Below are 22144 nucleotides of genomic sequence, written 5' to 3'. Positions count from 1 at the left end.
GTGAATCTTGGACCATCACACCCCGCACTATCGGCACTTGGACCGGCTGCGTAAGAAAAGCCGTTAGGTGCCTGCTGCGGCTTCGCGCTCGGCCACGATCCCGGGGATGAGCGCGCGGACGTCCTCGCTTTGTCCGGACAGGACCACTATGTCCACCCGCCGGTTCTGGGCGAGTTCGGCGGCGTCCCTGCCGGGGGTCAGGGGGCGGGACTCGCCGTAACCCACCGCCTTCATGTGGTCCTGCTTCACTCCCCCGCCGGAGACGAGGTAACGCAGCACGTTCACCGAACGGGACGAGGACAGTTCCCAGTCCAACGCGTCGTCGGCGTACTGGCGGACCTGGGCAGTGTGGCCTTCCACCGAGACCTGATAGGTGGTCGGCGCGAGTGCGGGACCTACGGTGTCCAGCACCTGGACGGCCGCGTCAGTGAGGTCGGCCAGGTCCGGGGCGAAGAACATTTCCGAGCTGACCAGCCGGATGGTCAGGCCGCGCTCATCCATTTCGAAGCGCACGGCGTCTTCCAGGCCCTTTTCCTGCAGGCCCGCGTAAATCGCGTCCTGGAGCGCCGTGAGATCGTCGACTTCCTTGGCGGCCAGGGCGGCGTCGGGCTCAACGGTCTCTTCGCTGTCCACCTTGTCCGGCGGCACGATGATGCCGACGGCGGTGTCCACCGTGTTGCTCTCCTCGGCGCCGAAACCGGTGGCCAGGGATTCCTTGAGCTGCTCGAACTTCTTCGCATCCACAGTCGACATGGCGAACAGGACAATGAACATGCACATCAGCACGGTGACCATGTCCATGTAGGAGGCCATCCAGCGTTCGTCCGGGTGATCGTCCTCCTCGTGCTGTTTCGGACGCCGGCCCTTGGCGCTCACGCTGCGTCCTGGACCTTGTCTGCCGCATCGGCCTTATCGGCCTTGTCCGCTTTGCCGCCCAATGTGTGGGCCGGGACCATCGCGCGCAGCCGTTCCCCGAGCAGGCGCGGCTGGCTGCCGGCCTGCAGGGCCAGGACACCTTCCATCAGGAGGTTCATTTCATCCGCTTCGAGCTCCGCCAGCCGCTTGAGCCGGGTGCTGATGGGCAGCCAGATGAAGTTGGCCGAAAGCAGGCCCCACAGGGTGGCCACAAAGGCAGTGGCGATCATGGGTCCCAGGTGGTCCGGGGTGGAGAGGTTCTCCAGGACGTGGGTCAGCGAAACAACGGTGCCGATGATGCCGATGGTGGGACCGTAACCGCCCAAGCTGTTGAAGAACTTCACCGCAATCTTGTCGGTGGCGGTCTTGGTGGCGATTTCGTCTTCGAGCAGTATGCGCAGTTCCTCGCCGTCGGTGCCGTCGGCGATGTTCTGCAGGGCCGTGCGCAGGAACGGGTCCTCGACCTCCGCGGCGTCCTGCTCAAGGGACAGGAGGCCTTCGCTGCGGGCCTTTTCCGCCAGCAGGACCACCCGGTCAATGGTCTCCTGCGGCCGGGGGGTCTTGCCCATGAAGGCCCGGGGCAGGGACTTGAAGGACAGGATGAAGTCCTTGAAGGTTCCGCCCGCCAGGCCCACGGCAATGGTGGCCCCGAATACGAGGATCATCGGCGCCGGCAGCAGGAGCGCGGACACATGGGCACCTTCGAGGGTGATCATGGCGTAAAGCGACCCGAAGGCGAGGACTAAGCCGATAATTGTTGCTGGATCCATTAGTCGTTCCTAGGGCGAAGGGGCACTGCATTGCTGGGGGAAGCTTTCTCCGGGGCTGCCGGGAAAGCGTCGGGCACGAGCCCCAGGGGGCGCCCGGGAACGCGCGGAGGGATGTCGCGTGCCATGGAAATCACCTGCGCCCGGTAGGCCGCAATGCGGTCAATAACTTCCTGCAGGCTCTCCGTCACGATGTATTTCGCGCCGTCGACCATCACCAGGGTGGTGTCGGGGTTGGAGTGGATCCGTTCGATCAGATCAGGGTTGATCGCAAACTGAGCATCGTTGAGACGCGTAAGAACAATCATTGCCCTGTCCTGGCTGGTTCCACAGGACTCCGATAGGCCCTCACCCCTACTTTCGGCCGTTGCGGCCCCGTCGTTAGGAACGGGCGGCACCGGACGTTGCTTTCCGGGGGCGCAGGACGGCAAAACGGCCCCGCCGGCAGCTGCTGCCGGCGGGGCCGTTCGGTGCAGCAGAGGCTAACGCTTGAGGTTGGTCAGTTCCTGCAGCACTTCGTCCGAGGTGGTGATGATTCGGGCGTTGGCCTGGAAGCCGCGCTGGGCGACGATCAGGTTGGTGAATTCCTGGGACAGGTCCACGTTGGACATTTCCAGCATGCCGCTGCCGATGCCGCCGGCGCCGGCCTCGCCGGGGCCGGCGATGACGGGGTTGCCGGAGTTCGCCGTAGCGGTGTAGCTGGAGTTGCCGGTCTTCTCCAGGCCGGCGGAGTTGGTGAAGGTGGCGACGGCGATGCGGGCCAGGGCCTGCTTTGCACCGTTGGTGAAGGAACCGATCACCGTGCCGTCCTTGCCGATGGAGAAGGACTCCAGTGTGCCCGCACTGCGGCCGTTGCTGGTGACGGAGGCCGTGCTGACGCCGGCGTAGCTGGAGAGCCCGGTGAGGTTCACGGCCACGCCGTCCACGGTGATGGTGTCAGCGTTGGCGTCGGCCTGGGCGCCGTCGGAAAAGGTAAGGTCCACGGGTCCCGCGTCCTTCGCGCTAACGCTCCAGCCGCCTGCGGTACGGGTGAAGGTCAGGGGAACCACTGAGGGGTTGCCGTTGGCATCGTAGACGTCCATGTCGCGCACAACGGTGCCGCCTTCCGGGGTCTCCGAGGGCAGGTTTCCGGTCATGGTTGCCGCGTTGGTAGGCGCTGCCGGGACGATGGCGCCGTCGGGCAGGGCAATGTTGCCCACTGCACCACCGGTGTTCAGGGTGCCGTCCGCGTTGGCAGTCCAGCCCTGGACAATGCCGCCGTCCGTTGACACCAGGCGGCCCTCACCGTCCACGTTGAACGCGCCGGCGCGGGTGTAGGTGGAGGTGGCGCCCTGGCGGGTGATGAAGTAACCCTCGCCGTTGATCATCAGGTCCTCGGCCCGGCCGGTGGCCTGCGCGGAACCCTGCGTGAAGTTGGTGGTGATGCCGGAAACCAGGACGCCGAGGCCCACCTGTGCCGGGTTGCCGCCGCCGTTGTTGGCGCCGGGCGCGGTGGCGCCCTGGGTCAGCTGGGACAGGGTGTCCTGGAACTGGACGGCGGTGGCCTTGTAGCCCGTGGTGTTGACGTTGGCGATGTTGTTGCCGGTGACGTCGAGCATGGTCTGGTGCGAGCGGAGTCCGGAGATACCGGAGTAAAGGGAGCGAAGCATTGGTGGCGCCTTTCAGCTTTGGTGGTGCCGGGAGGGAGGGTTATGCGGTTGCTGCGGGTGCTTTGGGTGCGTCGGGGGTTTGATCTGCTGCCCCGTCGACGACGCCGGAGATTCGATCCAGCAGGACGTCCTCGCCGTTGATGTTGACGGTCGGGACGCCGGCGGCGTAGGAGACCGATTTCGCGGTTCCGGTGATGGCCACGCCGTCGTCGTTGGTATAGGTGACGGTCTGGCCGATGAGCGCAGCGGCGGCAATACGCATCTGCAGGGAGAAATTCTCTTCGTCCATCTTTGCCATGGAGGTGAGTTGTTCCATGGATGCCAGCTCGGTGGTCTGCGAGATCATCTGGTTGGTGTCCATGGGCGAGCTGGGGTCCTGGTTGCGCAGCTGGGTGACCAGCAGGTGCATAAAGACCTCGCTGTCCATGGTCTGTTTGGGCGTGCGGTCGGACGCGGCGGCAGTGCTGGTGCCGGCGGTTGCCGCTACTGCTTCGATAGGCACAGGGTGGTCTCCTCTTCTAGGCCAGGAAGTCGATGGTCGATGCCGACGCGGGGAATCCCGGCCGGTAAGTGCGTGGAGCCGGGTCCGCCGGTATCCGCTCGGGATTGGCCGGGTTCTGCGTTGCAGGGCCCGGTTCCGTTCCCCGGTCCCGGCGTTCAGTCCCCTCGCCCGGGGCGTCCTGGGCGGAGAGCGAAAGGTTCGCGTTCATGCCCGAGCCGGCAAGGTCCCTGCGCAGGTCCGTCATGAGTGTCCGCAGCGCTTCGCGGCCGGCCTCGGACGGGGCAAAGAGCTCGATCCGCACGCCGTCGGCACCCACGTGGGCCCGAACGGTGACCGGTCCAAGATTGTCCGGGGTGATGCTCAGCGTCATCACGTGCTCCCCCTCCTGGGCCGTTGCCAGGGAAAACAGCGGCTGGGACACCTGTGGCAGCAGCGGGGTTGCTACGGGTGCGGCCGCAGGTGCCGCCGGTGCCGCAGGCAGAATGGTAGCTCCGGAGACAGCCGCCTGGGGCTGCAGCGGGGACAGTGCCACAGCTGGCCCGACGGCCGGGAATTCTGCCGCGCCCGTGGAAACCGGTACGGCGGTTCCGGCTGTGTCGGCGGTTCCGGCGGAGGGCAATGCGGCGAATGCCGCCGCATTTGTTCCTGCACCGGATACCGGCAGGGAGCCGGGAATCGCTGTATTGCTTGGTGTGCCGATCGGTGTGTTCGACGCCGCTGCGGCGCCGCCCGTTGCCGCAACCACCGGCGCGGCGGGACCTGCTTGAACTGTGCCTCCGGGGACGGCGTTCGCCGGTGCTGCTGCCGGGGCGGCCGTGCCGGCGGCAGCGGCGAAGCTGCCCGGGGTGGAGGCGGGGGCTGCGGCGGCTGTGCCCGTCGCACTCGATGCGGCTCCCCCGACAGGAATGCCGTCAACAGCTGCAGAACCGTTGGCTGCGCCACCGGTCGGGACTGCTGCCGGAAGGGAGGCACCCGCAAAGCCGGCAAAAGCCGTTGCCGGAGAGGGAGCCAGGGGCTGCGCCGATGATCCGGGCACGGGCAAGGCGGGTGCAGGCTGCAGCGGGGAAACCGCGGCGCCCTCGCCGGCCTGGGACACGCCGGCAGAGTCTCCAGGGGCTGTTGCGGCGGCGGGTCCCTTTTGCTCCGACGCGGCAGCAGCTTTTCCGACGTCGGGGCCGGACTCGGGACTCGAGGCGGCTCTGCTCGAGGTAGCTCGGTCGGAGGCGGCAAGGGCATCCTCAAACGTGGACCCGAACTGGTCCGCACCAACGCCGGCGGGGGCGGACCCCGGGGCAGCGGCCCGGGATGAGGCGGCGGGGGCGGCCGTGCGCGGCATGCCGGTGGAGACGCTCATGCTGCCGATCCCATCATGGCCGCCTGCGCAGCGCGGGCGGAAGCCACCAGGTCGGAGATTCCGGCGGCGCTGGCAGCGCCGGCGCTACCAGCGGCGCCGGCGGATTCCGTCGGCAGGATGCGGCGGATGGTAGTGAGGTTGGCATCGGTTTCCCACGCGTCGCGGATGGCGATGGTCTGGCCCGGCTGCGGCGCGTCCACTGCCTTTCCGTTGCCCAGGTAAATGGCAACGTGTCCGCCGTCGTGGCTGAAGAGCAGGTCCCCGGGCTGTGCGTCGGCCATGGAAGCGACCTCGGTCCCCGAGTTCATCTGGTCCCAGGTGACGCGCGGAAGGTTGTAGCCCAGATCCTTGTAGACGTTCTGCACGAAGGAAGAACAATCCAGTCCCTGCGCCGGATCGTTGCCGCCCCAGATGTAGGGCAGGCCAAGGTATTTCTGGACGGCGTCGAGCACCTTGCCGTCGGCGGCCGTGCCGCCGGAGGCGGCGGTGTCCGTGCCCACCGACGCCGCGGAAGTCAGCGAGGACAGGGTGGAAGCGAACTCCGCATCGGACCCGGCCGTCGAGGCCGTGGAAGTGGCGGCGGCCGCCTTTGCGGCTGTTGTTCCGGAGAGCTGGCTCAGCGTGCTTCGGATTTCGTCGATCCGCCCCAGGGCGTCCGTCATGCTCATTAGTGGGCTTCCTTCTGCCGGCGGTGCCAGGCGGAGCCGGCGAGTTCGTCCAGGATGGTCTGTTCGGCGCGCAGGTCCTCGGCGGCTTCGGCCTCGACGAACTTGCCTTCAAGCTTTTCCAGGCCCACGGAGCGGGCACGTGCGGAGGAGAATTCGGCGCGGGCCGCTTCCACTTCCGCGGTATGGCGCGTGCCCAGCGCGTTCAGATCGGCGAGCATGCTGCGCGAGGAGGCACGGGCGGCCGCAATCGCGTTCATGGTTGCCGCATCCACAGCATCGCTGAGGGTCTGCGAGGTTTCGAGGGCGTTGTAGGCCTCGGCACGGGCTTCGTGTGTTTCCCGCATGCGGACATTGGCCGCAGCGAGTTCGCCTGCGGCGCGGTCCTGCTGCAGCTGGCGCAGCCGAAGCAGGCCGGCCAGGGGGAAGGCCCGGGACATCAGGACACCCCCAGCATCCGGGTGAGAGTGTGCAGCTGCGCCCAAGCGGTCTCCGCCGGGGTCTGTTCGTCCATGCGCTGCTGCAGGAAGGCGTTGATGGCGTCCTGGTTGTCTACTGCCGCGTCCACCAGGGGATTGGATCCGCGTTGGTAGGCGCCGACGTCGAGCAGGTCCTGCGCCGCCTTCCGCGCAGCCATGACCCGGCGCAGCGTTGACGCAGCATCGCTGCGTTCGCGCGGGTTTACCCGGGAGGCAACGCGGGAAATGGAAGCAAGTGCGTCAATTGACGGGAAGTGGCCGGAGACGGCCAGCTTACGGTCCAGGACTACGTGTCCGTCGAGGATGGATCGCGCACTGTCGGCGATGGGCTCGTTGTGGTCATCGCCGTCCACGAGCACGGTGTACATACCGGTGACGGAACCGCGTTCGCCGGTGCCGGCGCGCTCGAGCAGCTGCGCAAGCAGGGAGAAGGTGGAGGGCGGGTAGCCGCGGGTGGCCGGTGGTTCGCCAACTGACAATCCGATTTCACGCTGGGCCATGGCCACACGGGTCAGGGAATCCATCATCAGCATGACGTCGGCACCGCGGTCACGGAAGGATTCGGCAATCCGGGTGGCCACAAACGCGGCACGCAGGCGCATGAGCGCAGGTTCGTCCGATGTCGAGACCACCACGATGGACCGTGCCAGGCCCTCGGCGCCCAGGTCGTCTTCGAGGAACTCGCGGACTTCACGGCCGCGCTCCCCTACCAGGGCGATCACGGACACTTCCGCGTCGGTGCCGCGGGCAATCATGGACAGCAGCGAGGACTTGCCGACGCCGGAGCCGGCGAACAGGCCCATGCGCTGGCCGCGCCCGACGGTGGTGAGGGTGTCCATTGCACGGACGCCGAGCTGCAGCGGGGTATTGATGCGGGTGCGCAGCATGGCGGACGGGGTTTCGTGGTCCAGCGGGACAAAGGCCTCAACCTGCAGCGGACCCTTGCCGTCGATGGGGCGGCCCAGGCCGTCCAGCACCCGGCCGAACAGGCCGGTGCCGGTGGGGACCAGCAGCGGTGTGCCCTTGGAGCGTGCCGGAGTTCCGGCGGTCAGGCCGGTGAGCCGGCCGAAGGGCATGCAGCGGATGCCCTCACGGGTGGCTGCCACCACTTCGGCGTCCACCTCGGATCCGGGATGTCCGATGGACACCAGTTCGCCCACGCCGCAGTCGAGGCCGGCGATTTCAATGCTCAGGCCCAGGACGGAGGACACCCGGCCAATGCGCAGCGGTGCGGCAGAGCGCAGGGCTGCCGTGAAACGGTCGGCGCGGGGGCGCCACGTGGTGGTGGTCATGCGTCCTCCCCCAGCAGTGCGCTGCGGGCACGCTCGACGGCGGAACTCAGCGAGGCGTCCAGGTAGCCGTCCGGGAACTCGGTGACGGCGTCGCCCCGCTGCAGGCCGGCGTCGCCCACGAACTCCACCCTGGCGCGGCGGAGCGTGTCTTCATCCAGGGACGCGAGGTCCACCGGATGCATGCGGACGCGCTGCACCAGGTCGGTGTCCACGCCTTCCAGGGCACGGGCCAGCGCTGAGCGGCCGGACGTGTCGCCGGAAGCGAGTTCCCGGCCCAGCAGCGCTTCGGCCAGATCTATTGCTGCAGCGGCCAGTGCGTCCTGGACGTCGGTGATCAGGGCGACGGTGCGGCCTTCGAGGCTGAAGACAGCGGAGTTAAGGGCGGAAAGGCTCCGGTTGATGCGTTCCTGGCCGCGGCGCATTTCGTCGTCGTACTGCTCCCGCAGGGTGCGGCGCAGCAGGCCCGTGTCCGCCGCGGCGGCCCGAAGGCCGGCGGCGTAGCCGGCTGCGTGGCCGCGGGCTTCCACCTGCGCGTTGAGCTGTGCTTCGTCCGTGGCGCCGAGTGAGGTGTAGACCAGGCGGGAGAACGTCTGCTCGTCAGTAGACATATTCTTCCTCGTCCGCGTGGTGCACCTCGATGATGCCCTGGGCTTCCATTTCACGGATGGCCCGGACAATGTTGGCGCGTGCCTCTTCCACCTGCGAGAGGCGGGCGGGACCGGAAACCTTGATTTCGTCGTCGAGCAGTTCGCGGTTGCGTTCGGAGACGTTGGTGCGGATCGCGTCCAGCACCGCCTCGGAGGCGCCCTTCATGGCGAGGGCCAGGGTGCCGACGTCGATGCCGCGCAGCACCAGCTGCACGTCCCGGCGTTCGAGCTTGACCAGGTCGCCGAAGGTAAGCATCCGGGAGCGGACTTCTTCGGCCAGCTCCGGATCGCGTTCTTCGAGCGCTTCGAGCAGCGCACGTTCGGTGACTGCGTCGGAGCGGTTGATGATGTCCACCAGGGGCTGCACGCCGCCGATCGCGTCGGTTGCCTCGCGGGCAGCGCCCAGCGCCGAGGCACGTGCCCGCAGCGTTTCGGCGACCACGCGCACGGCTTCCGGGGTGGCGCGGGCCATGGTGGCAATGGCCTGAGCGACGTCGGTGCGCAGCTCTGAATTCAGGCCGGTCAGAACAGCGGAGGCACGCTGGGGACGCATATGCGCCAGCACCAGGGCAATGGTCTGCGGCAGTTCACCGTCCAACAGTGAAATCACCTGGTTGGGCTCGGCGGTTTCGAGGAATTCGAAGGACTTGCCCGCCATCGATGAGGCAAGGCGTTCCATCACGCCGGAGGCGCGCTCCACACCGAAGGACGCTTCGAGCAGTCCCATGGCGACGTCGCGGCCGCCATGGGCGCGGCGGCGGCCCTCAATGGTCATTTCGTAGAACTCGTTGATGGCGTCCTCGGCCACGGCAGAGTCAACCCGGCGAAGCCGGACAATCTCGGCCGCGATGGCCTGCGCCTCGGCTTCAGTGAACTGCTGCATAACCACCGCGGCCCGGGAGGTTTCCAGCTGCATCAAAATGATGGCAGCCTTCTGGGTGCCGGTCAGCTCGTCCGATCCCGGATCCTGCAGGGCGGCGCTCAGGGCGAGGGAGGACCCGTTGGCGGCGGCGGCAAAGGGCAGTCCGGCCGGGGCAGTGGCAACGTCGGTCATGCTCGGGTGTCCTCCATGAGGTTGCGCAGGTAGTCAGCGGTGCGTACCGGGTCCTGTGCTGCCAGGGCATCAAGTTCGGCCCGCTTGCGGTCCTGGTCCACGGCAGCAGCAACAATCTGCATGGAGGCGGTGTCCGTGGAGACGAGCGGCGCGGGTTCGCTCAGCATGGTGAGGCCCGCGGCCGGCGCCAGCGGATCCAGCTCCGGCAGTTCACCAATGTCGATGGCTTCGCGGTTCTGCCTGCGGGAGCGCATGGCGTACGCGACCAGGGCCAGGACGACCAGCAGGACGATGCCGGCCACGATGATTCCCATCTGGAGCATCTGGGCGCGGCGTTCGGCTTCTTCTTCTGCCTGCGCGCCGGCCAGGGCGTCCTGCGCACTGGTGGCGCCGTCCGCGTTGAAGGAGACCATTTCGACCGTGATCTCGTCTCCGCGCTCGGCGTTGATGCCGGCGGCGGTGGCGACCAGGGCTTCCAGGTCCGCCACGTTCAATCCGGCGGCCGCGTTGGTGTTCAGTGCCACCGAGACCGTCTGGCGGTTCAGGGAACCGGCCGGGATGTCCCGGGTTTCGGTCACCTTGTTCACCGCGTTGTTCTTGGTGCTCGTCTCGGAGCGGAAGGCACCGTCGTCGCTTCCTCCGTTGGGCACGGCGATGTTGTCCGGGCCCAGGATGCCTGCGGCGCTGCCGTTGGCACCGCCGGTGTATTCCTCGGTGCTGGTGGCTTCGTTCAGCGCCGGCGTATCCTCCGGGGCGGTGAAGGATTCTTCCACCCGGTTGGCGGATTCATAGTTCATGTCCGCGGCCACGGCCACTGTGGCGTTGCCGGGACCCACCACGCGGTCCAGCATGGTCTGCACGGAAGCGGTGACCCGTTCCTCGTAATCGGTGGCCTGCTTGTCGGCCGAACCGGTAGTGCCGGTTCCGACTGCGGAAAGCACGGTGCCGGTGGCATCGATAACGGCCACGTCGGTGGACTGCATGCCGTCAACCGAGGCTGAGGTCAGGTGCACAATGGCGGAGACCTGGTCCGAGCTGAGCGTGGTCCCGTTCTGCGTTTCCACGAACACGGAGGCGGTGGGATCTGCCTTTTCGGAGACAAACACGGTGTCTTCGGGGATGGCCAGCTGCACGGAGGCGTTCTGCACGCCGTCGATGGCACCTACGGTCTTGGCAATCTCGCCTTCCAAGGCCCGCTTGTAGGTGACGGACTGCTGGAATTCCGAGGAGGTGACTCCCATTTCGTCCAGCAGCGAGTAGCCGCCGCTGGATTCGGACGGCAGGCCGGCACCGGCGGCCTTGAGCCGCTGGTCGTACACGTGTTCCTCCGGCACCATGATGGTGCCGCCGCCGTTGGCAACCTCGTAGGGAACGCCGTCTGTCTTGAGCTGTTCCACGATGCTGTTGGCGTCCGTGGCTTCGAGGCCGGAGAACAGCGGGGTGTAGGCCGGCTTGGTCAGCCAGGAGGCAAGCAGTGCAATGCCGAGGGCCACCACGGCGATACCGATAATGGCAATGGTCTTCTGTGCCAGGGTGAACTGGCCTACCGTCTTGCCGAGCCGGCCGGTCATTGCGCTCATGGGTCCGGGCATCAGGCCTGCATCCGCATGATCTCGTTGAACGCGTCAACGCCCTTGTTCCGCACTCCGGCGACAAGTTCGAGGGTGACGGAGGCCCGGGTGGACGCGATGGTGGCTGCATGGATGTCATCCAGGTCGCCGGTCACGGCCTGCACGGCGAGTGTCTTGGACGTGGCCTGCAGTTCAGTGACGTTGTCCACGGCTCCGGTGAGCTGCGTGGCAAAGGTGGAACCGTCAGTGGAGACGGCAGGCTTTACGGCTTCCATGTACCCCGTCGGCGTGGTGCTGCTGACTGCAGCGATGGCGGGAACGGGCATTAGGAGCGTCCAATCTGCAGTGCTGCTTCGTATGTGCTCTTGGCACGGTCAACCACGGCGGCATTTGCTTCGTAGCCGCGCTGGGCAAGGATCAGGTTGCCCATCTGTTCCGACAGGTCAATGTCCGGGTAACGGACGTAGCCTTCGGCATCGGCCAGGGCGTGGTCCGGCTGGTAGACCATCCGGCCCTCGGCGTCGCCGTACTCCACGCCTGTGACGTGGACTCCGGTGCCTTCCCGGCCTTCCTGGGCTACGACGTAGCGGGCCTGGAAAGCAGCACCGTCGGTGCTGGAGACATTGTTGGCGTTGGCCAGGTTGTCGGAAACTGCATCCAGCCACTTGCGGTGCGTGGTGAGTCCGGTTGCGGCAATGCCGATGGCATCGAAAGTCATTAGTTGGTCCTCAATGCCGTGCGGAGGGAATTGGCTTCTCCGCCAACGGCTTGGGTGGCGAACTGGTAGCGCAGCACAGTGTCGATATTGGACAGTGTTTCGGTGTCCAGGTTGACGTTGCTGCCGTCCAGGCGGGTGGGTTCAAGTGAACGCGAGGTGGTGGCGGCGACTGCTCCGTTGCCGGCTTTCACCGACTTAGCGAGGGCGTCTTCGAAAGAAACGCGCTGGGCCTGGTAGCCGGGGGTATTCACATTCGCAATATTGTTTGCGATGGTCCGCTGACGGAGGGCAAGACCGTCCAGGGCGCTTTGCAGCGCAATGGAGGAGACGGAATCGAACACAGTGAAACCCAGTTCTCGCTAAAGGGACAGTGCGGCCGATCCGTGGCCTCTTTCATGAGCTATCCGTGCTCATTAATAGTTATCGGCCGAATTAACGAGTACGTAAGCTGTAATCACGTAATTTTTTGGTTTTCCGCAAGTATGCGGTATGGAAAAAGTAAGCAGTCTTCCGATTAAGCTGCTTTTAGCCATCAACTTCGAGATAAACGGCCGACGCCGCCGGGCCGGGGACACTGCGAATCAGCAGGGACTGCTTCCGGTTGGTCCGCGACTCGCTGCGCAGCTGGGCATATGCCCGGGTCTGCGCCTTGGCCAGCAGCCGGGCACGGGTAAGGAGCTCCGCGGGGAGCGGGCCGAGTTCCGCCGGCGGTTCCCAGTCGGCCGCCACGTCGCGGGCCTGTTGCGTCAGGGACTGTCCTTCCAGGAAGGACTCCAGGTTGTCTTCGAGCTGCGTGAGGACAGTTTCCCAGAGCACAATATTGGCCAGCTCTTCGTCGCTGCGGTAGGGCTCTGCCGATTCAGCCGACACCGAGTACCCCTCCGGGTGTACCGGCAGCGGCAGGCGTTGCGCCGGCGGCGGGGAGCTGGGCCGCCGCTTCATGCCAGGCCTGGCGGATGGGTTCGAGCAGGTCGATGCATTCACGGGTGAGCTTCGCATTCCGGCCCATGTTGGCACTCACGAGGGTGGAGAGTGAGTAGGTGTAGATCGCCTGCAGGTTCTCCGCGCCGTCCCACACGTCTGTTTTCAGTGTGCCCAGCAGCTCGGTAATGATGGCCTGCGCATGGATCAGGTTCTCGGATGCCACGGCCCAGTCGGCCTGCTGCTGCGCGGTTTCCGCGCGGGTCAGGTCCAGCAGGAGGCGGTCATAAAGCATGGTCAGCAGGCGGGCCGGGGAGGCCGACATTACCGCGTTGCGGGCGTATTCAGCCCGTTTGGCGGCCATTGAGTAGTTCACGTTCACTTCTTACTCGAGGAGGCGGAGAAGGAATCCAGCTGGGAGGTGAGCCAGTCCATTTGGCTGTTGAGCTTGCCGAGCGTGACTTCCAGGGTGGACCAGGTCCGGGACAGCGTGGCCTGCCGGGATGACAGCCGGCGGTCCCAGTCCGCAATCTGCGTGTTCAGGGACCGGACTTCGCTCTCCTGGCCCTTGATCCGCAGGGTGATGCTGCCTTCGTATTTGTCCGAGATGTCCTTGCCGGCGGTCTCTACCCGGGAGGCGATGGACTGCAGGGCGGCCTGGGTTTTTTCCGGGTCGGCCTTCAGGGCGGCGGCGAACTTTTCGGCGTTGAACTCCACCGTGCCGTCTTTGGTGATGATGATGCCGATTTCCGACGGCGACCGTCCGTCCACCGGGGACGTGGCGGCGCGCATGATGGTGTCCTTGAGCGCCCGCACCCCCGAGTCTCCGGTGAACTGGCCGCCGGTGGCCTTGGTGGTGCCGTCGGCGGTGGACACGCTGACCGCGGAGTTTCGGTTGATGTAGCTGAAGACGTCCACCAGGCCGGCCACGAGCTTCGCGGCGACATCGGTGACGGCCTTTTCGTCACGGTTCACGCTGACGGTAACCGGGGCGGCGGAGACTTCCTTGACCGAGACATCGACCCCGGGGAGCAGATCCGCGAAGGTGTTGGTGGCGGACGTGATGAGAGTTTCCGCACCGGCAACCCCGGCCCACAGGGTGACCTGCGCATCCTGGGCGGGCCGGATATTGCCAAGGTCAGTGCCGTTGTGCGAGATGCTGAACGCACCCTCGCTGCCCGTGGCCGTGGCGGTGAACTGCATACGGTACTGCGCGACGCCGTCGACGCTGCCGGCGGCGATCTTCACGGCAGTGACGCCGAGGTTGGCCTTGTTGACCGTATTGATGACCTCGTCCAGGCTCTTGCCCGCGGTGTCGAATTCGGTAATTGTGCCGTCCGCCGAGATGGACAGGGCGTCGCCGTTGGGCCACGCCGCCATGGCTCCGGAGAGGGACACCTGGGCAGTGGCGAGCCGGTCCACGCGGATGTCCAGGGCACCTGCGGCGGCACCCGGTTTGGTCACGACGGTGACCTTGTCCGAGGAGGCGACGGCAGAGTACAGATCTGTTCCGGCAGGTTTGGCTACCTTGCCGGCGGTTTCCGCCAGGGAGGCGATCTTGGCGTTAAGGTTCTGCAGCGCGGTGACGAAGGTCTGGCTGGAGCTGACCTTCTGCTTCAGCATTGCCTGCGGGCGGGCTTCCACCGCCATCAGCTGGGCAATCATGGCCGTGGTGTCGGTACCGGTGGTGATGCCGTCTATGCCTGCCATGCCTGCTCCTTCTGCTTCTGTGCTGCGCTGACCGGGCCGGGCCCGGACATGGGAACGGCAGGTACTGGGCTGACGGCGGAGGCTGTGAGGTCCAAGTCATCTGCCTCCGCCGCCAGCGGCCATTTACCTGCCGGTGTTACTGGTGGTGCTTACTTATTACTGCAGGAGCTGCATCACGCCGCTGTTCATCTGGTTGGCCTGGGCCAGCATTGCGGTGCCGGCCTGGGACAGGATCTGCGAGCGGGTGAAGCTTGCCATTTCCACAGCCATGTCCGTATCGGTGATGCGGGACTTGGCAGCGGAGAGGTTCTCGATGGAAACATTCAGGGACTTCGTGACCGATTCCAGCCGGTTCTGGGAAGCACCCAGGTCCGAGCGTGCGGTGGAGATGGTCTTGATGTCCTCATCGAGAGCCACGATGGTTTCCAGTGCCTTGGCGGCGCTGACGAAGCCACCGGTTGCGGCAGTATCACCATCGGCAGGGGTACCGGCAAGGAGTGTTACAGCCCTGCCGATTGCCGCAACGTCAACCAGGTTCACATCGATCTGATCGTTGCCCGCCACCCCGCCGGCACCGATCTGGAAGGTCAGCGTCTTGGGAGTGGAAGTTTCCTCGGTGGTGGACTTCAGCAGGTCGATACCGTTGAAGTTCGTGGAGTTGCCGATGCGGGTCAGTTCCTCGCCCAGGGCCGTGACCTCGGTCTGGATGGCTGCACGCGAGTCCGCGTTGTTGGAATCGTTGCCTGCCTGGACAGCCAGGTCACGAACACGGTTCAGGATGGAGTGGACCTCGGTCAGGGCGCCTTCAGCGGTCTGGATAACGCTGATGCCGTCCTGGGCGTTGCGGGCGGCAACAGTCATGCCGCTGACCTGGTTCTTCAGGCCTTCCGAGATGGCCAGACCGGCTGCGTCATCGGCAGCACGGTTGATGCGCAGGCCGCTGGAAAGCTTCTCCAGGGACTTGGCCTGTGCATTCTGGTTGATGTTCAGGTTGCGGTAGGCGTTGGTTGCCGCGGTGTTGGTGTTGATTGTGAAACCCATGATGTATTCCTCCGTGAGTGGGCTGTGTTCGCAGGCCCATCCATGGGCCTACACCACTAGTTATCGGCGGAGCATCTACGGGTGTTAGGAGTTTCAAAAAGTAATTTGAGAAAGTTTAGTACCGGCGCAGAACCCCTAGGACGCCGCCGGATTAAAAGTCGCCGGACGGCCCGGAACACCCATCAGCCCGGGAACAAAGGCCTGCGCACCGGGAAGGGCCGGGGCGAGATGGTGCCGGGTGATGCCGCCGGCGGTGCGGTCCCCCACAGAGGTGAGGTAGGCGTTGCGGCGGGCCGGGGCAATCCGGGACACCAGTTCCGGGGCTGCGCTGGTGTCCGAGTAATGCGTGCCCAGGCCGTCACGGAGGAGGCGGACGGCTTCGGCCCGCTGCTGGGACACTGCCGAGTGGGTGCTGCCGAGCTCTTCGGCTAGTTCCTTGACCGTGCGGTCGTGGAAGTAAATCTCTTCCACTACATACCGCATCTTTTCCGGCAGGGCCGCGACGGCGGCCTGCAGGTACTTCAGGCGTTCGGAGGCCAGGAGGGACCCCTCGGGCGACGGCATGTCTGCGATCAGGAAATCCGTCACGGATTCGTCCAGGCTGGACACCGTGCGGGAAGCATCCGACAGTGCATCTTGGGCCACCGTGCGGTCCACACCCAGGGCGGAGGCAATCTCATCCACATTGGGTGTGCGGCCCAGGGCGCCGGTGAGGGTTTCCTTGACCGAAAGGGTTTCCTTGATCCGGCGGCGGGCCGAGCGCGTGGCCCAGTCGTTGGAACGCATTTCATCCGCAAAGGCGCCGACGATGCGGCGGCGGGCATAAGCTCCGAAGGGAACACCCAGCTCCGGATCAAAGGAGTCGGCAGACGTTATAAGGGCAATGGATCCAGCCGAGGCCAGATCGTCACGCGACAGGTGCGTGGCCTTGGCGCAGACTTCGGATACGAGATAACCAACCAATGGCAGATTTTCCACAACCATTGCATTACGTTCGGCGCGATTCATTTTGGACCCCCAAGCCCTTGTTCCCCAACTGTCCCCCAATACTGCGACCAGTTGCGCGCCTGCTTCGTGATCAGCGGCTGAGTCCGCTGGTGAATCCACGCTGAAGCGCTTTAGCTGAAACATACCACTTACATTGAAGATGAACCGGCCGATAGTGATTTGTGGCGGACGTATTGGAATGCGGACGCCGAACCAAAGACTTTTGCCGCAGGTTGGGGCCTGAAATCAGACGTCTTATTCCGCTTTAGAGACATTCAGTGCACCACCTAGGAGGTGAGCAAAGCATGGGTACCCAGAAACTCTCGGCCCTTCTATGGGAAGAGCGCGAGTTGTTGGAACTTCTTGTGTTCAAGCTCGAAGAAGAACAACTGCTGCTCACCTCCGGAAAAACCAAATGGCTGACGCACGCCACGCGCGAGGTTGAACAGGTCCTCGAGCGCCTCCGCGGAGCCGACCTCGGCCGGGCTGTTGCCGTTGCCGGACTCGCCGTCGAATGGGGCACCTCCGAAAACGCCACGCTGCGTGAACTGGTGGCCGCAGCTCCTCCCGGTCCGTGGACGGAAATCTTCAGTGCGCATCTGCAGGCCATGACCGAGCTGACCGTAAAGATCCGCGAGCTGCGCGATATCAACGAACAGTTCCTGCGTACTGCGGCACGCTCGGCCCAGGAAACGCTGGCAGGGCTAAGCCCGGAAGCGAATACCTACACGGCGTCCGGCACCTCGGCCGCCCCCACCTCAGCCGCCCGGCTGGTTGACCAGAGCATTTAAGGTTTAAGGACTCCAGAGAATGAGCACCTTCAGCGGTCTGAACACGGCGTACACGGGCCTCACCGCCGCCCGCAAGGGCCTGGATGTCGTCGGCCAGAACGTGGCCAACGCGAACGTGGCCGGCTACACGCGGCAGCGCCTGAATACTTCCGCGGTTCCTTCCCTTGCCCCCGCCGGCCGCTTCGCCGCCCCTACCGGGGTAGGCCAGGGCGTATCGGTGGATTCCATTGCCCGGCTGGGCAGCCAGCAGCTGGACACCCGGGTACGCAGCACCGCAGCCGTCGCCGGGTACTCCGCCGTCCGCGCCAACGCGCTGATCGAGCTGGAGGACGGGTTCATGGAGCCGGGTAAGAACGGACTCTCCACGGCACTGCAGAACTTCTCCGCGGCCTGGGACGGAATTTCCCACAATCCCTCGGACAACACTGCCGCTGCCGTGCTGCTCAGCGCGGCCAGCAGTGCCGCAGGGCAGATCGCCAACGGCTACAACGCGGTCCGGGACCAGTGGAACAGCACCCGCAGCGGGCTCAATGACATGGTCACTGAGCTAAATTCCAGCGCAAAGCAGCTCGCCAGCCTTAACGGTGCCATCCGCTCCACGCTCGCCTCCGGTGCGTCGGCGAACGAGCTCGTTGACCAGCGCAACGCACTGGCCACCACCATCGCAGCGCTTAGCGGCGCCACGGTGCGGGAATCCTCCGACGGCATGGTGGACGTCCTCATCGACGGGAATGCACTGGTGTCCGGCACGAATGCCCGTTCCCTCCAGGTCACCGGCGGAAAGACCATGGACGATGCGCAGGAGCCCGTGGTGGGCTGGACGGACCGGCCCGGCTCGGCAGGCATCGGCAAGGGCGAAATTGCCGGCGCCTCGTCGCTCCTCGCTTCGGCCGGCAACGGCGGCGTCTTCGCGCAGGCCGCAGCTTCCTACAACGAGGTTGCCGCCTCACTGGCTTCCAGCGTCAACGATCTGCACCGTCAAGGCGCAACCACAGCCGGCAAAACCGGCGGTGATTTCTTCAGCGTGGGCACACCTGCCGCAACCACCCTGGCGACCTTGCCGACCGATGCCTCCGGCATTGCCTCGGGCCGGCCGGGTTCGGGAACACTTGACGGCGGTATCGCCGACCAGATTGCCCAGCTGGGTTCCAAGGCCGGGTCCGCGGACAAGGTCTGGAGCGCCTTCGTCACAGCCACCGCGTCGCAGAGCCGCGCCGAACTGCAGCAGGCCACGCTGGCCGACGTCGCGTCCTCCTCCGCGCTGGATCTTCAGCTTTCCAACGCCTCGGTGGACCTGGATGAAGAAAACGTGAATCTGCTGATGTATCAGCACGCCTACCAGGGTGCCTCCCGCGTCATGAGCGCCATTGACGAAATGCTCGACACCCTCATTAACCGCACCGGAATTGTTGGAAGGTAACCCCTTGATCAGCCGCACCACGAACCAGACCATGGCCCGCACGGCCCAGCAGAACCTGCAGGCCAGCATGTCGCGGATGGCCAAGCTGCAGGAGCAGGTCGCCTCCTCCGCTGCCATCGCCCGCCCATCCGACGACCCCGCAGGGACCGCCAATGCACTGAAGGTAAGGTCGGAAATCCGGGCCAACGTGCAGTACACATCCAATGTGAGCGACGCCGAGGGCTGGCTTACCGTCACCGACAATGCGCTGACCAACACCACTGACATCCTGCGGCGGGTGAAGGACCTCACGCTCAATGCTGCCAACGGCACGCTTTCACCGACCGACCGCAAGGCCATCGCCACCGAACTCTCCGGCTTGAAGACGAACCTGCTGCGCGAGGCCAACACCACCCACCTTGGCCGCACGGTGTTCGCAGGCACCTCGGACACCGGCAAGGCGTTCAGCGAAACGGACGGTGCCTACGCCTACAGCGGCAGCGGAACCCCCACCACCCGCCGACTGGACAGCGGCACCCAGATGCGCGTGGACACGGACGGTGAAGCCGTTTTCGGCAAGGGAGACAACTCGGTCTTTCGGATGATGGACAACCTCGTGGCAGACCTTGAAGCGAACAACGATGTCAGCGGCTACCTGCCGAAGGTTGACGCGGCGGCCAACACCGTCCTGATGGAACACTCCGCGTTGGGTGTCCGGCACGCTGCCACACTCAACGCCAAGGACAACCTGGCCGAAAAGTCCATCAGTCTGGAAACCCGCCGCTCCGGGATCGAGGACCTGGACACGGCGAAGGTCATCCTGGACATGAAGCTGCAGGAAGTCGCCTACCAGTCGGCCCTCGCCGTGACGGCCAAGGCACTTCAGCCGACCCTCATGGACTTCCTGCGATGAGCACCGGCCTGACGTTCCTGACTCCTCCTCCGGGGCTCGCTCCGGAGGTGCACTTCGACCTCCAAGAGATCGAAGGTGCCGCCGGCCTGTTCGCCATGACCGCGGCCGGCAGCGCCGACGGCGGCAGCAGGCGCCTCTACGTGCTGGACGCTTCCGTCTATCTTCCGGATTACCACCCGGAAATCACCGACGAACAGCGTCATCAGCTGGAGCTGGTGACTCCCGAGGACGCTGCCGTGCTCGTGGTGGCCAATCCGACGGCTGACGGGACCACCGTGAACCTGCTGGCGCCGATTGTGGTCAACCTGTCCACGGGCAGCTGCGCCCAGGTGATCCTTGAAGGCCAGGACTGGCCGGTCCGCGCCCCGCTGGAGCCGGTCGCCGCGTAGGCCTCCAACACAAAAGGCGCACGTTCCGCGGAACGCGCGCCTTTTGTGCTTAACCCGGAGGCTTAGGCGAAGTCGGCTGTGGCCGGATCCGCACCGTAGCGGGTGCCGTTGTCGAGTGCGTTGATGGCCTCGATGTCTTCGTCACTCAGCTTGAGGTTCAGCGCTTCCCAGTTTTCCCGGATGCGGGATTCCGTGACGGACTTGGGGATCACAATGCTGCCCAGGGCCAGGTGCCAGGCAATGACAACCTGGGCCGGGGTGGCGCCGTCGTACTTCGCAGCGATCTCAACGAGCTTGGGATCCTCGAGCAGGCCCTTGCCGGAGCCCAGCGGGGACCAGGACTCGTGCAGGATGTTGTGCTCTGCCTCGAAGGCACGCAGGTCCGCCTGGTTCAGGTACGGGTGGGTTTCCACCTGGTTCAGGACCGGGACGACGCCGGTTGCGTCGATGATTTCCTGCAGTGCTTCCTTGGTGAAGTTGCAGACGCCGATGGACTTCACGCGGCCCTGCTTCTGCAGCTCAACCAACGCCTTCCAGGTGTCCACGTACTTGTTCTGCTTCGGCTGCAGCCAGTGGATTAGGTACAGGTCCAGGGTTTCCAGGGCGAGGCGCTCCATGGAGGCGTCGAAGGCCTTGAGGGTTTCTTCGTAGCCCTGGTCCGCGTTCCACACCTTCGTGGTGATGAACATGTCCTCGCGGGGGACGGAAGTGGCGGCGATGGCACGACCGACGCCGGCTTCGTTGCCGTAGATCTTGGCCGTGTCGATGTGGCGGTAGCCAACCTCGAATGCCTGTCCCACTACCTTTTCGGCAACCTCGTCCTCAACCTGCCACACGCCGTAGCCGAGCTGGGGGATGGTGTTGCCGTCATTGAAAGTCAGTACCGGTGATGTAGTCATCCCCTCATCCTTGCCCTGATGCCGGGCAGGACAAAGCGGATAAGCTCACCGCGAAAACCCGACGTAATGTATTCCCGGTTTTCCAAATTTTCTTTTGCGGGGTTTGCCGGTATTTCGGGAAAACCTTTCCTACTTCCGGGAAATCCCGGATTCCAGGGCGTTGAGCAGCGCGCGTTCGGCTTCAACCACGTCCTCCTGGACCAGTTCCGCGCGGCGCCGCACATTGTCCAGGCCGGCGGACGCGATCCCCCAGCGTTCCCCTTCCAGCCGTGACATGGCGGCGGCTTCGGCGGCGGCGGCCAGGGAATTTCCGCTGCGGGACAGCGCCCGGTGCACTGCGGTCAACGCTCCGGGAATGTTCTGCCCCGTACTGGGCAGGTGCAATTGGGCAGAGACACACACCTCCCGGACGCGCGGCAGCAAACCCGCGAGGTCATTGGCCACGGTCACCAGCTCGTTGTAGATGGCGTCATCTTCCACGCCCTCGAGCATCTGGTAATAGCGGTCCAGGCCCCGCGTAAAGCGGTCGTGCGCACGCCGCCAGACGCCCTTGCCGAGCTCCGCGTCATCTTTCCGCCCCTGCCGGGCGGCTGCAAAAAGTGCCATTAATGTCCTACAAGTACTGGCCGGGGCCCGATTGCGGTTCCTGCCGCGGGCTGCCCGTCCCCTGGGAAGCTCGGTGCGGTTCCCCATCGTCTCCGATAACAACGCCGGGCGCCAGTATGGTCCCGGGCGGCAGCTGGCGCAGCTGCAGGCGCCCGGCCGCGTGGCTGGCGGTCTGCTGCGCGGCGATGGCCGTCTGGATGCCGCGGAACAACCCTTCGAGCCAGCCCACCATCTGGGCCTGCGCAATCCGCAGCTCCGCATCGGTAGGGGTGGAATCATCCAGGAACGGCAGGTTGATCCGGTGCAGCTCGTTCACGAGTTCCGGGGCCAGCCCGTCCTCGAGTTCCTTCAGGGACCGGGAATGGATCTCCGCCAGCCGGTTGCGCGCCGCGTCGTCCAGCGGAGCGTTGCGCACTTCGTCCAGCAGCTGCTTGATCATGGTGCCGATCCGCATCACCTTTGCCGGCTCATCCACCAGTTCGTTGAGCTTCGCCGGCCCTGCCTTGCCCTTGGCGTGTCCGGACACCTCATGGCTGTCCCCGGAGTTGTCCACCGCACCGGCGTCACCGGCGGGTGCACCGGCGGGTGCCGTACCGTCGTCGGCGGGCGTCTGTTCTGACTTCTGCCCAGTCCCCGGAGCCGCCTCGTGGCGCTCGGAGGGTCCGTTCTGATCGGTCATGGCATTAATGCTCTCACGGTTGGCGGCGGTTACCCCGCGGGCGGGCCGTTTTCGGGTACCGTCCTCCGGTTTTGGCGTTCCCTCCAGTGAAGCAGGCAGAACCCAGGCGTCCCAAGGGCAAGCAACAAAGCGAAACAACGACGGCGGGCCCCCAAGGGTGGGGCCCCCCGTGGGGGGCGGCGGCGGATGGGGGGGC

27 protein-coding genes are annotated in these 22144 nt (G+C 65.5%); 4 read left to right on the top strand and 23 right to left on the bottom strand.

Annotated elements, in window-relative coordinates:
• Positions 1–63 precede the first annotated feature (63 nt).
• The 20 genes from NNX38_RS15595 to NNX38_RS15500 form a co-directional block, all read right to left on the bottom strand.
• Complete coding sequence (locus NNX38_RS15595) at positions 64–876, bottom strand: flagellar motor protein MotB (protein ID WP_255798865.1); 813 nt, start codon at positions 874–876, stop codon at positions 64–66.
• On the bottom strand, positions 873–1685 hold the full coding sequence (locus NNX38_RS15590; RefSeq protein WP_255798864.1) for a motility protein A: 813 nt from the start codon (positions 1683–1685) through the stop codon (positions 873–875). The genes NNX38_RS15595 and NNX38_RS15590 overlap by 4 nt, the downstream gene beginning before the upstream one ends.
• The gene (locus NNX38_RS15585) at positions 1685–1990 is read right to left on the bottom strand and encodes a flagellar FlbD family protein (RefSeq protein ID WP_255798863.1); all 306 of its coding nucleotides are present in this window, start codon (positions 1988–1990) and stop codon (positions 1685–1687) included. The genes NNX38_RS15590 and NNX38_RS15585 overlap by 1 nt, the downstream gene beginning before the upstream one ends.
• Positions 1991–2164: 174 nt before the next feature.
• Positions 2165–3331 carry a flagellar hook protein FlgE gene (locus NNX38_RS15580; RefSeq protein ID WP_255798862.1) on the bottom strand — a complete coding sequence of 389 codons (1167 nt, stop codon included), beginning with the start codon at positions 3329–3331 and terminating at the stop codon, positions 2165–2167.
• A 40-nt stretch (positions 3332–3371) separates the two neighbouring features.
• Positions 3372–3833 carry a flagellar hook capping FlgD N-terminal domain-containing protein gene (locus NNX38_RS15575; RefSeq protein ID WP_255798861.1) on the bottom strand — a complete coding sequence of 154 codons (462 nt, stop codon included), beginning with the start codon at positions 3831–3833 and terminating at the stop codon, positions 3372–3374.
• 16 nt (positions 3834–3849) lie between these two features.
• Entirely contained in the window at positions 3850–5187 is a 1338-nt protein-coding gene (locus NNX38_RS15570; protein WP_255798860.1) for a flagellar hook-length control protein FliK, read from the bottom strand.
• Positions 5184–5855 carry a C40 family peptidase gene (locus NNX38_RS15565; protein ID WP_255798859.1) on the bottom strand — a complete coding sequence of 224 codons (672 nt, stop codon included), beginning with the start codon at positions 5853–5855 and terminating at the stop codon, positions 5184–5186. The genes NNX38_RS15570 and NNX38_RS15565 overlap by 4 nt, the downstream gene beginning before the upstream one ends.
• Complete coding sequence (locus NNX38_RS15560; RefSeq protein ID WP_255798858.1) at positions 5855–6292, bottom strand: flagellar FliJ family protein; 438 nt, start codon at positions 6290–6292, stop codon at positions 5855–5857. Before NNX38_RS15560 ends, NNX38_RS15565 begins: the two co-directional genes overlap by 1 nt.
• Positions 6292–7623 carry a FliI/YscN family ATPase gene (locus NNX38_RS15555; protein WP_255798857.1) on the bottom strand — a complete coding sequence of 444 codons (1332 nt, stop codon included), beginning with the start codon at positions 7621–7623 and terminating at the stop codon, positions 6292–6294. The genes NNX38_RS15560 and NNX38_RS15555 overlap by 1 nt, the downstream gene beginning before the upstream one ends.
• The gene (locus NNX38_RS15550) at positions 7620–8231 is read right to left on the bottom strand and encodes a FliH/SctL family protein (RefSeq protein ID WP_255798856.1); all 612 of its coding nucleotides are present in this window, start codon (positions 8229–8231) and stop codon (positions 7620–7622) included. Before NNX38_RS15550 ends, NNX38_RS15555 begins: the two co-directional genes overlap by 4 nt.
• Positions 8221–9324 carry a flagellar motor switch protein FliG gene (gene fliG / locus NNX38_RS15545; RefSeq protein ID WP_255798855.1) on the bottom strand — a complete coding sequence of 368 codons (1104 nt, stop codon included), beginning with the start codon at positions 9322–9324 and terminating at the stop codon, positions 8221–8223. Before fliG ends, NNX38_RS15550 begins: the two co-directional genes overlap by 11 nt.
• A complete protein-coding gene (gene fliF, locus NNX38_RS15540) occupies positions 9321–10904 on the bottom strand; it encodes a flagellar basal-body MS-ring/collar protein FliF (RefSeq protein ID WP_370646483.1) in 1584 nt (527 codons plus the stop codon). Before fliF ends, fliG begins: the two co-directional genes overlap by 4 nt.
• Positions 10905–10915: 11 nt before the next feature.
• Positions 10916–11170: a flagellar hook-basal body complex protein FliE gene (fliE, locus tag NNX38_RS15535; RefSeq protein WP_370646486.1), complete on the bottom strand. Its 255-nt coding sequence runs from the start codon at positions 11168–11170 to the stop codon at positions 10916–10918.
• Between the two features lie 50 nt (positions 11171–11220).
• Positions 11221–11613, bottom strand: coding sequence for a flagellar basal body rod protein FlgC (flgC, locus tag NNX38_RS15530; protein WP_229952921.1), 393 nt, complete (start codon positions 11611–11613; stop codon positions 11221–11223).
• Positions 11613–11954, bottom strand: coding sequence for a flagellar basal body protein (locus tag NNX38_RS15525; RefSeq protein WP_229952922.1), 342 nt, complete (start codon positions 11952–11954; stop codon positions 11613–11615). The genes flgC and NNX38_RS15525 overlap by 1 nt, the downstream gene beginning before the upstream one ends.
• 184 nt (positions 11955–12138) lie before the next feature.
• Entirely contained in the window at positions 12139–12483 is a 345-nt protein-coding gene (locus NNX38_RS15520) for a hypothetical protein (RefSeq protein ID WP_255798852.1), read from the bottom strand.
• A complete protein-coding gene (gene fliS, locus NNX38_RS15515; RefSeq protein ID WP_370646482.1) occupies positions 12473–12910 on the bottom strand; it encodes a flagellar export chaperone FliS in 438 nt (145 codons plus the stop codon). Before fliS ends, NNX38_RS15520 begins: the two co-directional genes overlap by 11 nt.
• 2 nt (positions 12911–12912) lie before the next feature.
• Positions 12913–14244 (bottom strand): flagellar filament capping protein FliD, encoded by a 1332-nt coding sequence (fliD, locus tag NNX38_RS15510; RefSeq protein ID WP_255798850.1) that lies wholly within the window; start codon positions 14242–14244, stop codon positions 12913–12915.
• Positions 14245–14400: 156 nt separating this feature from the next.
• Positions 14401–15285, bottom strand: coding sequence for a flagellin (locus NNX38_RS15505; protein WP_255798849.1), 885 nt, complete (start codon positions 15283–15285; stop codon positions 14401–14403).
• Positions 15286–15420: 135 nt separating this feature from the next.
• Positions 15421–16293, bottom strand: a complete 873-nt coding sequence (locus NNX38_RS15500) for a sigma-70 family RNA polymerase sigma factor (protein ID WP_255798848.1) — start codon at positions 16291–16293, stop codon at positions 15421–15423.
• A gap of 284 nt (positions 16294–16577) precedes the next feature.
• Between NNX38_RS15500 and NNX38_RS15495 the strand changes: the two genes are divergently transcribed.
• Genes NNX38_RS15495 through NNX38_RS15480 form a run of 4 tightly spaced genes read left to right on the top strand, consistent with a single transcriptional unit; the run spans position 16578 to position 19764 of the window.
• On the top strand, positions 16578–17063 hold the full coding sequence (locus NNX38_RS15495) for a flagellar protein FlgN (RefSeq protein WP_255798847.1): 486 nt from the start codon (positions 16578–16580) through the stop codon (positions 17061–17063).
• A gap of 19 nt (positions 17064–17082) precedes the next feature.
• A complete protein-coding gene (gene flgK, locus NNX38_RS15490) occupies positions 17083–18483 on the top strand; it encodes a flagellar hook-associated protein FlgK (protein ID WP_255798846.1) in 1401 nt (466 codons plus the stop codon).
• A 4-nt stretch (positions 18484–18487) separates the two neighbouring features.
• The gene (gene flgL / locus NNX38_RS15485; RefSeq protein WP_255798845.1) at positions 18488–19375 is read left to right on the top strand and encodes a flagellar hook-associated protein FlgL; all 888 of its coding nucleotides are present in this window, start codon (positions 18488–18490) and stop codon (positions 19373–19375) included.
• Complete coding sequence (locus NNX38_RS15480) at positions 19372–19764, top strand: flagellar assembly protein FliW (protein ID WP_255798844.1); 393 nt, start codon at positions 19372–19374, stop codon at positions 19762–19764. Before flgL ends, NNX38_RS15480 begins: the two co-directional genes overlap by 4 nt.
• A 62-nt stretch (positions 19765–19826) precedes the next feature.
• On the opposite strand, the gene NNX38_RS15475 is transcribed toward NNX38_RS15480, so the two are convergent.
• The 3 genes from NNX38_RS15475 to NNX38_RS15465 all read right to left on the bottom strand — a co-directional run bounded on the left by NNX38_RS15475 (position 19827) and on the right by NNX38_RS15465 (position 21948).
• Positions 19827–20663: an aldo/keto reductase gene (locus NNX38_RS15475; protein WP_255798843.1), complete on the bottom strand. Its 837-nt coding sequence runs from the start codon at positions 20661–20663 to the stop codon at positions 19827–19829.
• A gap of 129 nt (positions 20664–20792) precedes the next feature.
• Positions 20793–21269: a hypothetical protein gene (locus tag NNX38_RS15470; RefSeq protein ID WP_255798842.1), complete on the bottom strand. Its 477-nt coding sequence runs from the start codon at positions 21267–21269 to the stop codon at positions 20793–20795.
• A 7-nt stretch (positions 21270–21276) separates the two neighbouring features.
• Positions 21277–21948 (bottom strand): bacterial proteasome activator family protein, encoded by a 672-nt coding sequence (locus NNX38_RS15465; RefSeq protein WP_255798841.1) that lies wholly within the window; start codon positions 21946–21948, stop codon positions 21277–21279.
• Positions 21949–22144 lie beyond the last annotated feature (196 nt).

Origin of the sequence: Arthrobacter sp. zg-Y238, assembly GCF_024385525.1 — a bacterium.
In the GTDB taxonomy this organism is placed as follows: domain Bacteria; phylum Actinomycetota; class Actinomycetes; order Actinomycetales; family Micrococcaceae; genus Arthrobacter_B; species Arthrobacter_B jinronghuae.
This window is presented reverse-complemented; position numbering and strand designations above follow the sequence as displayed.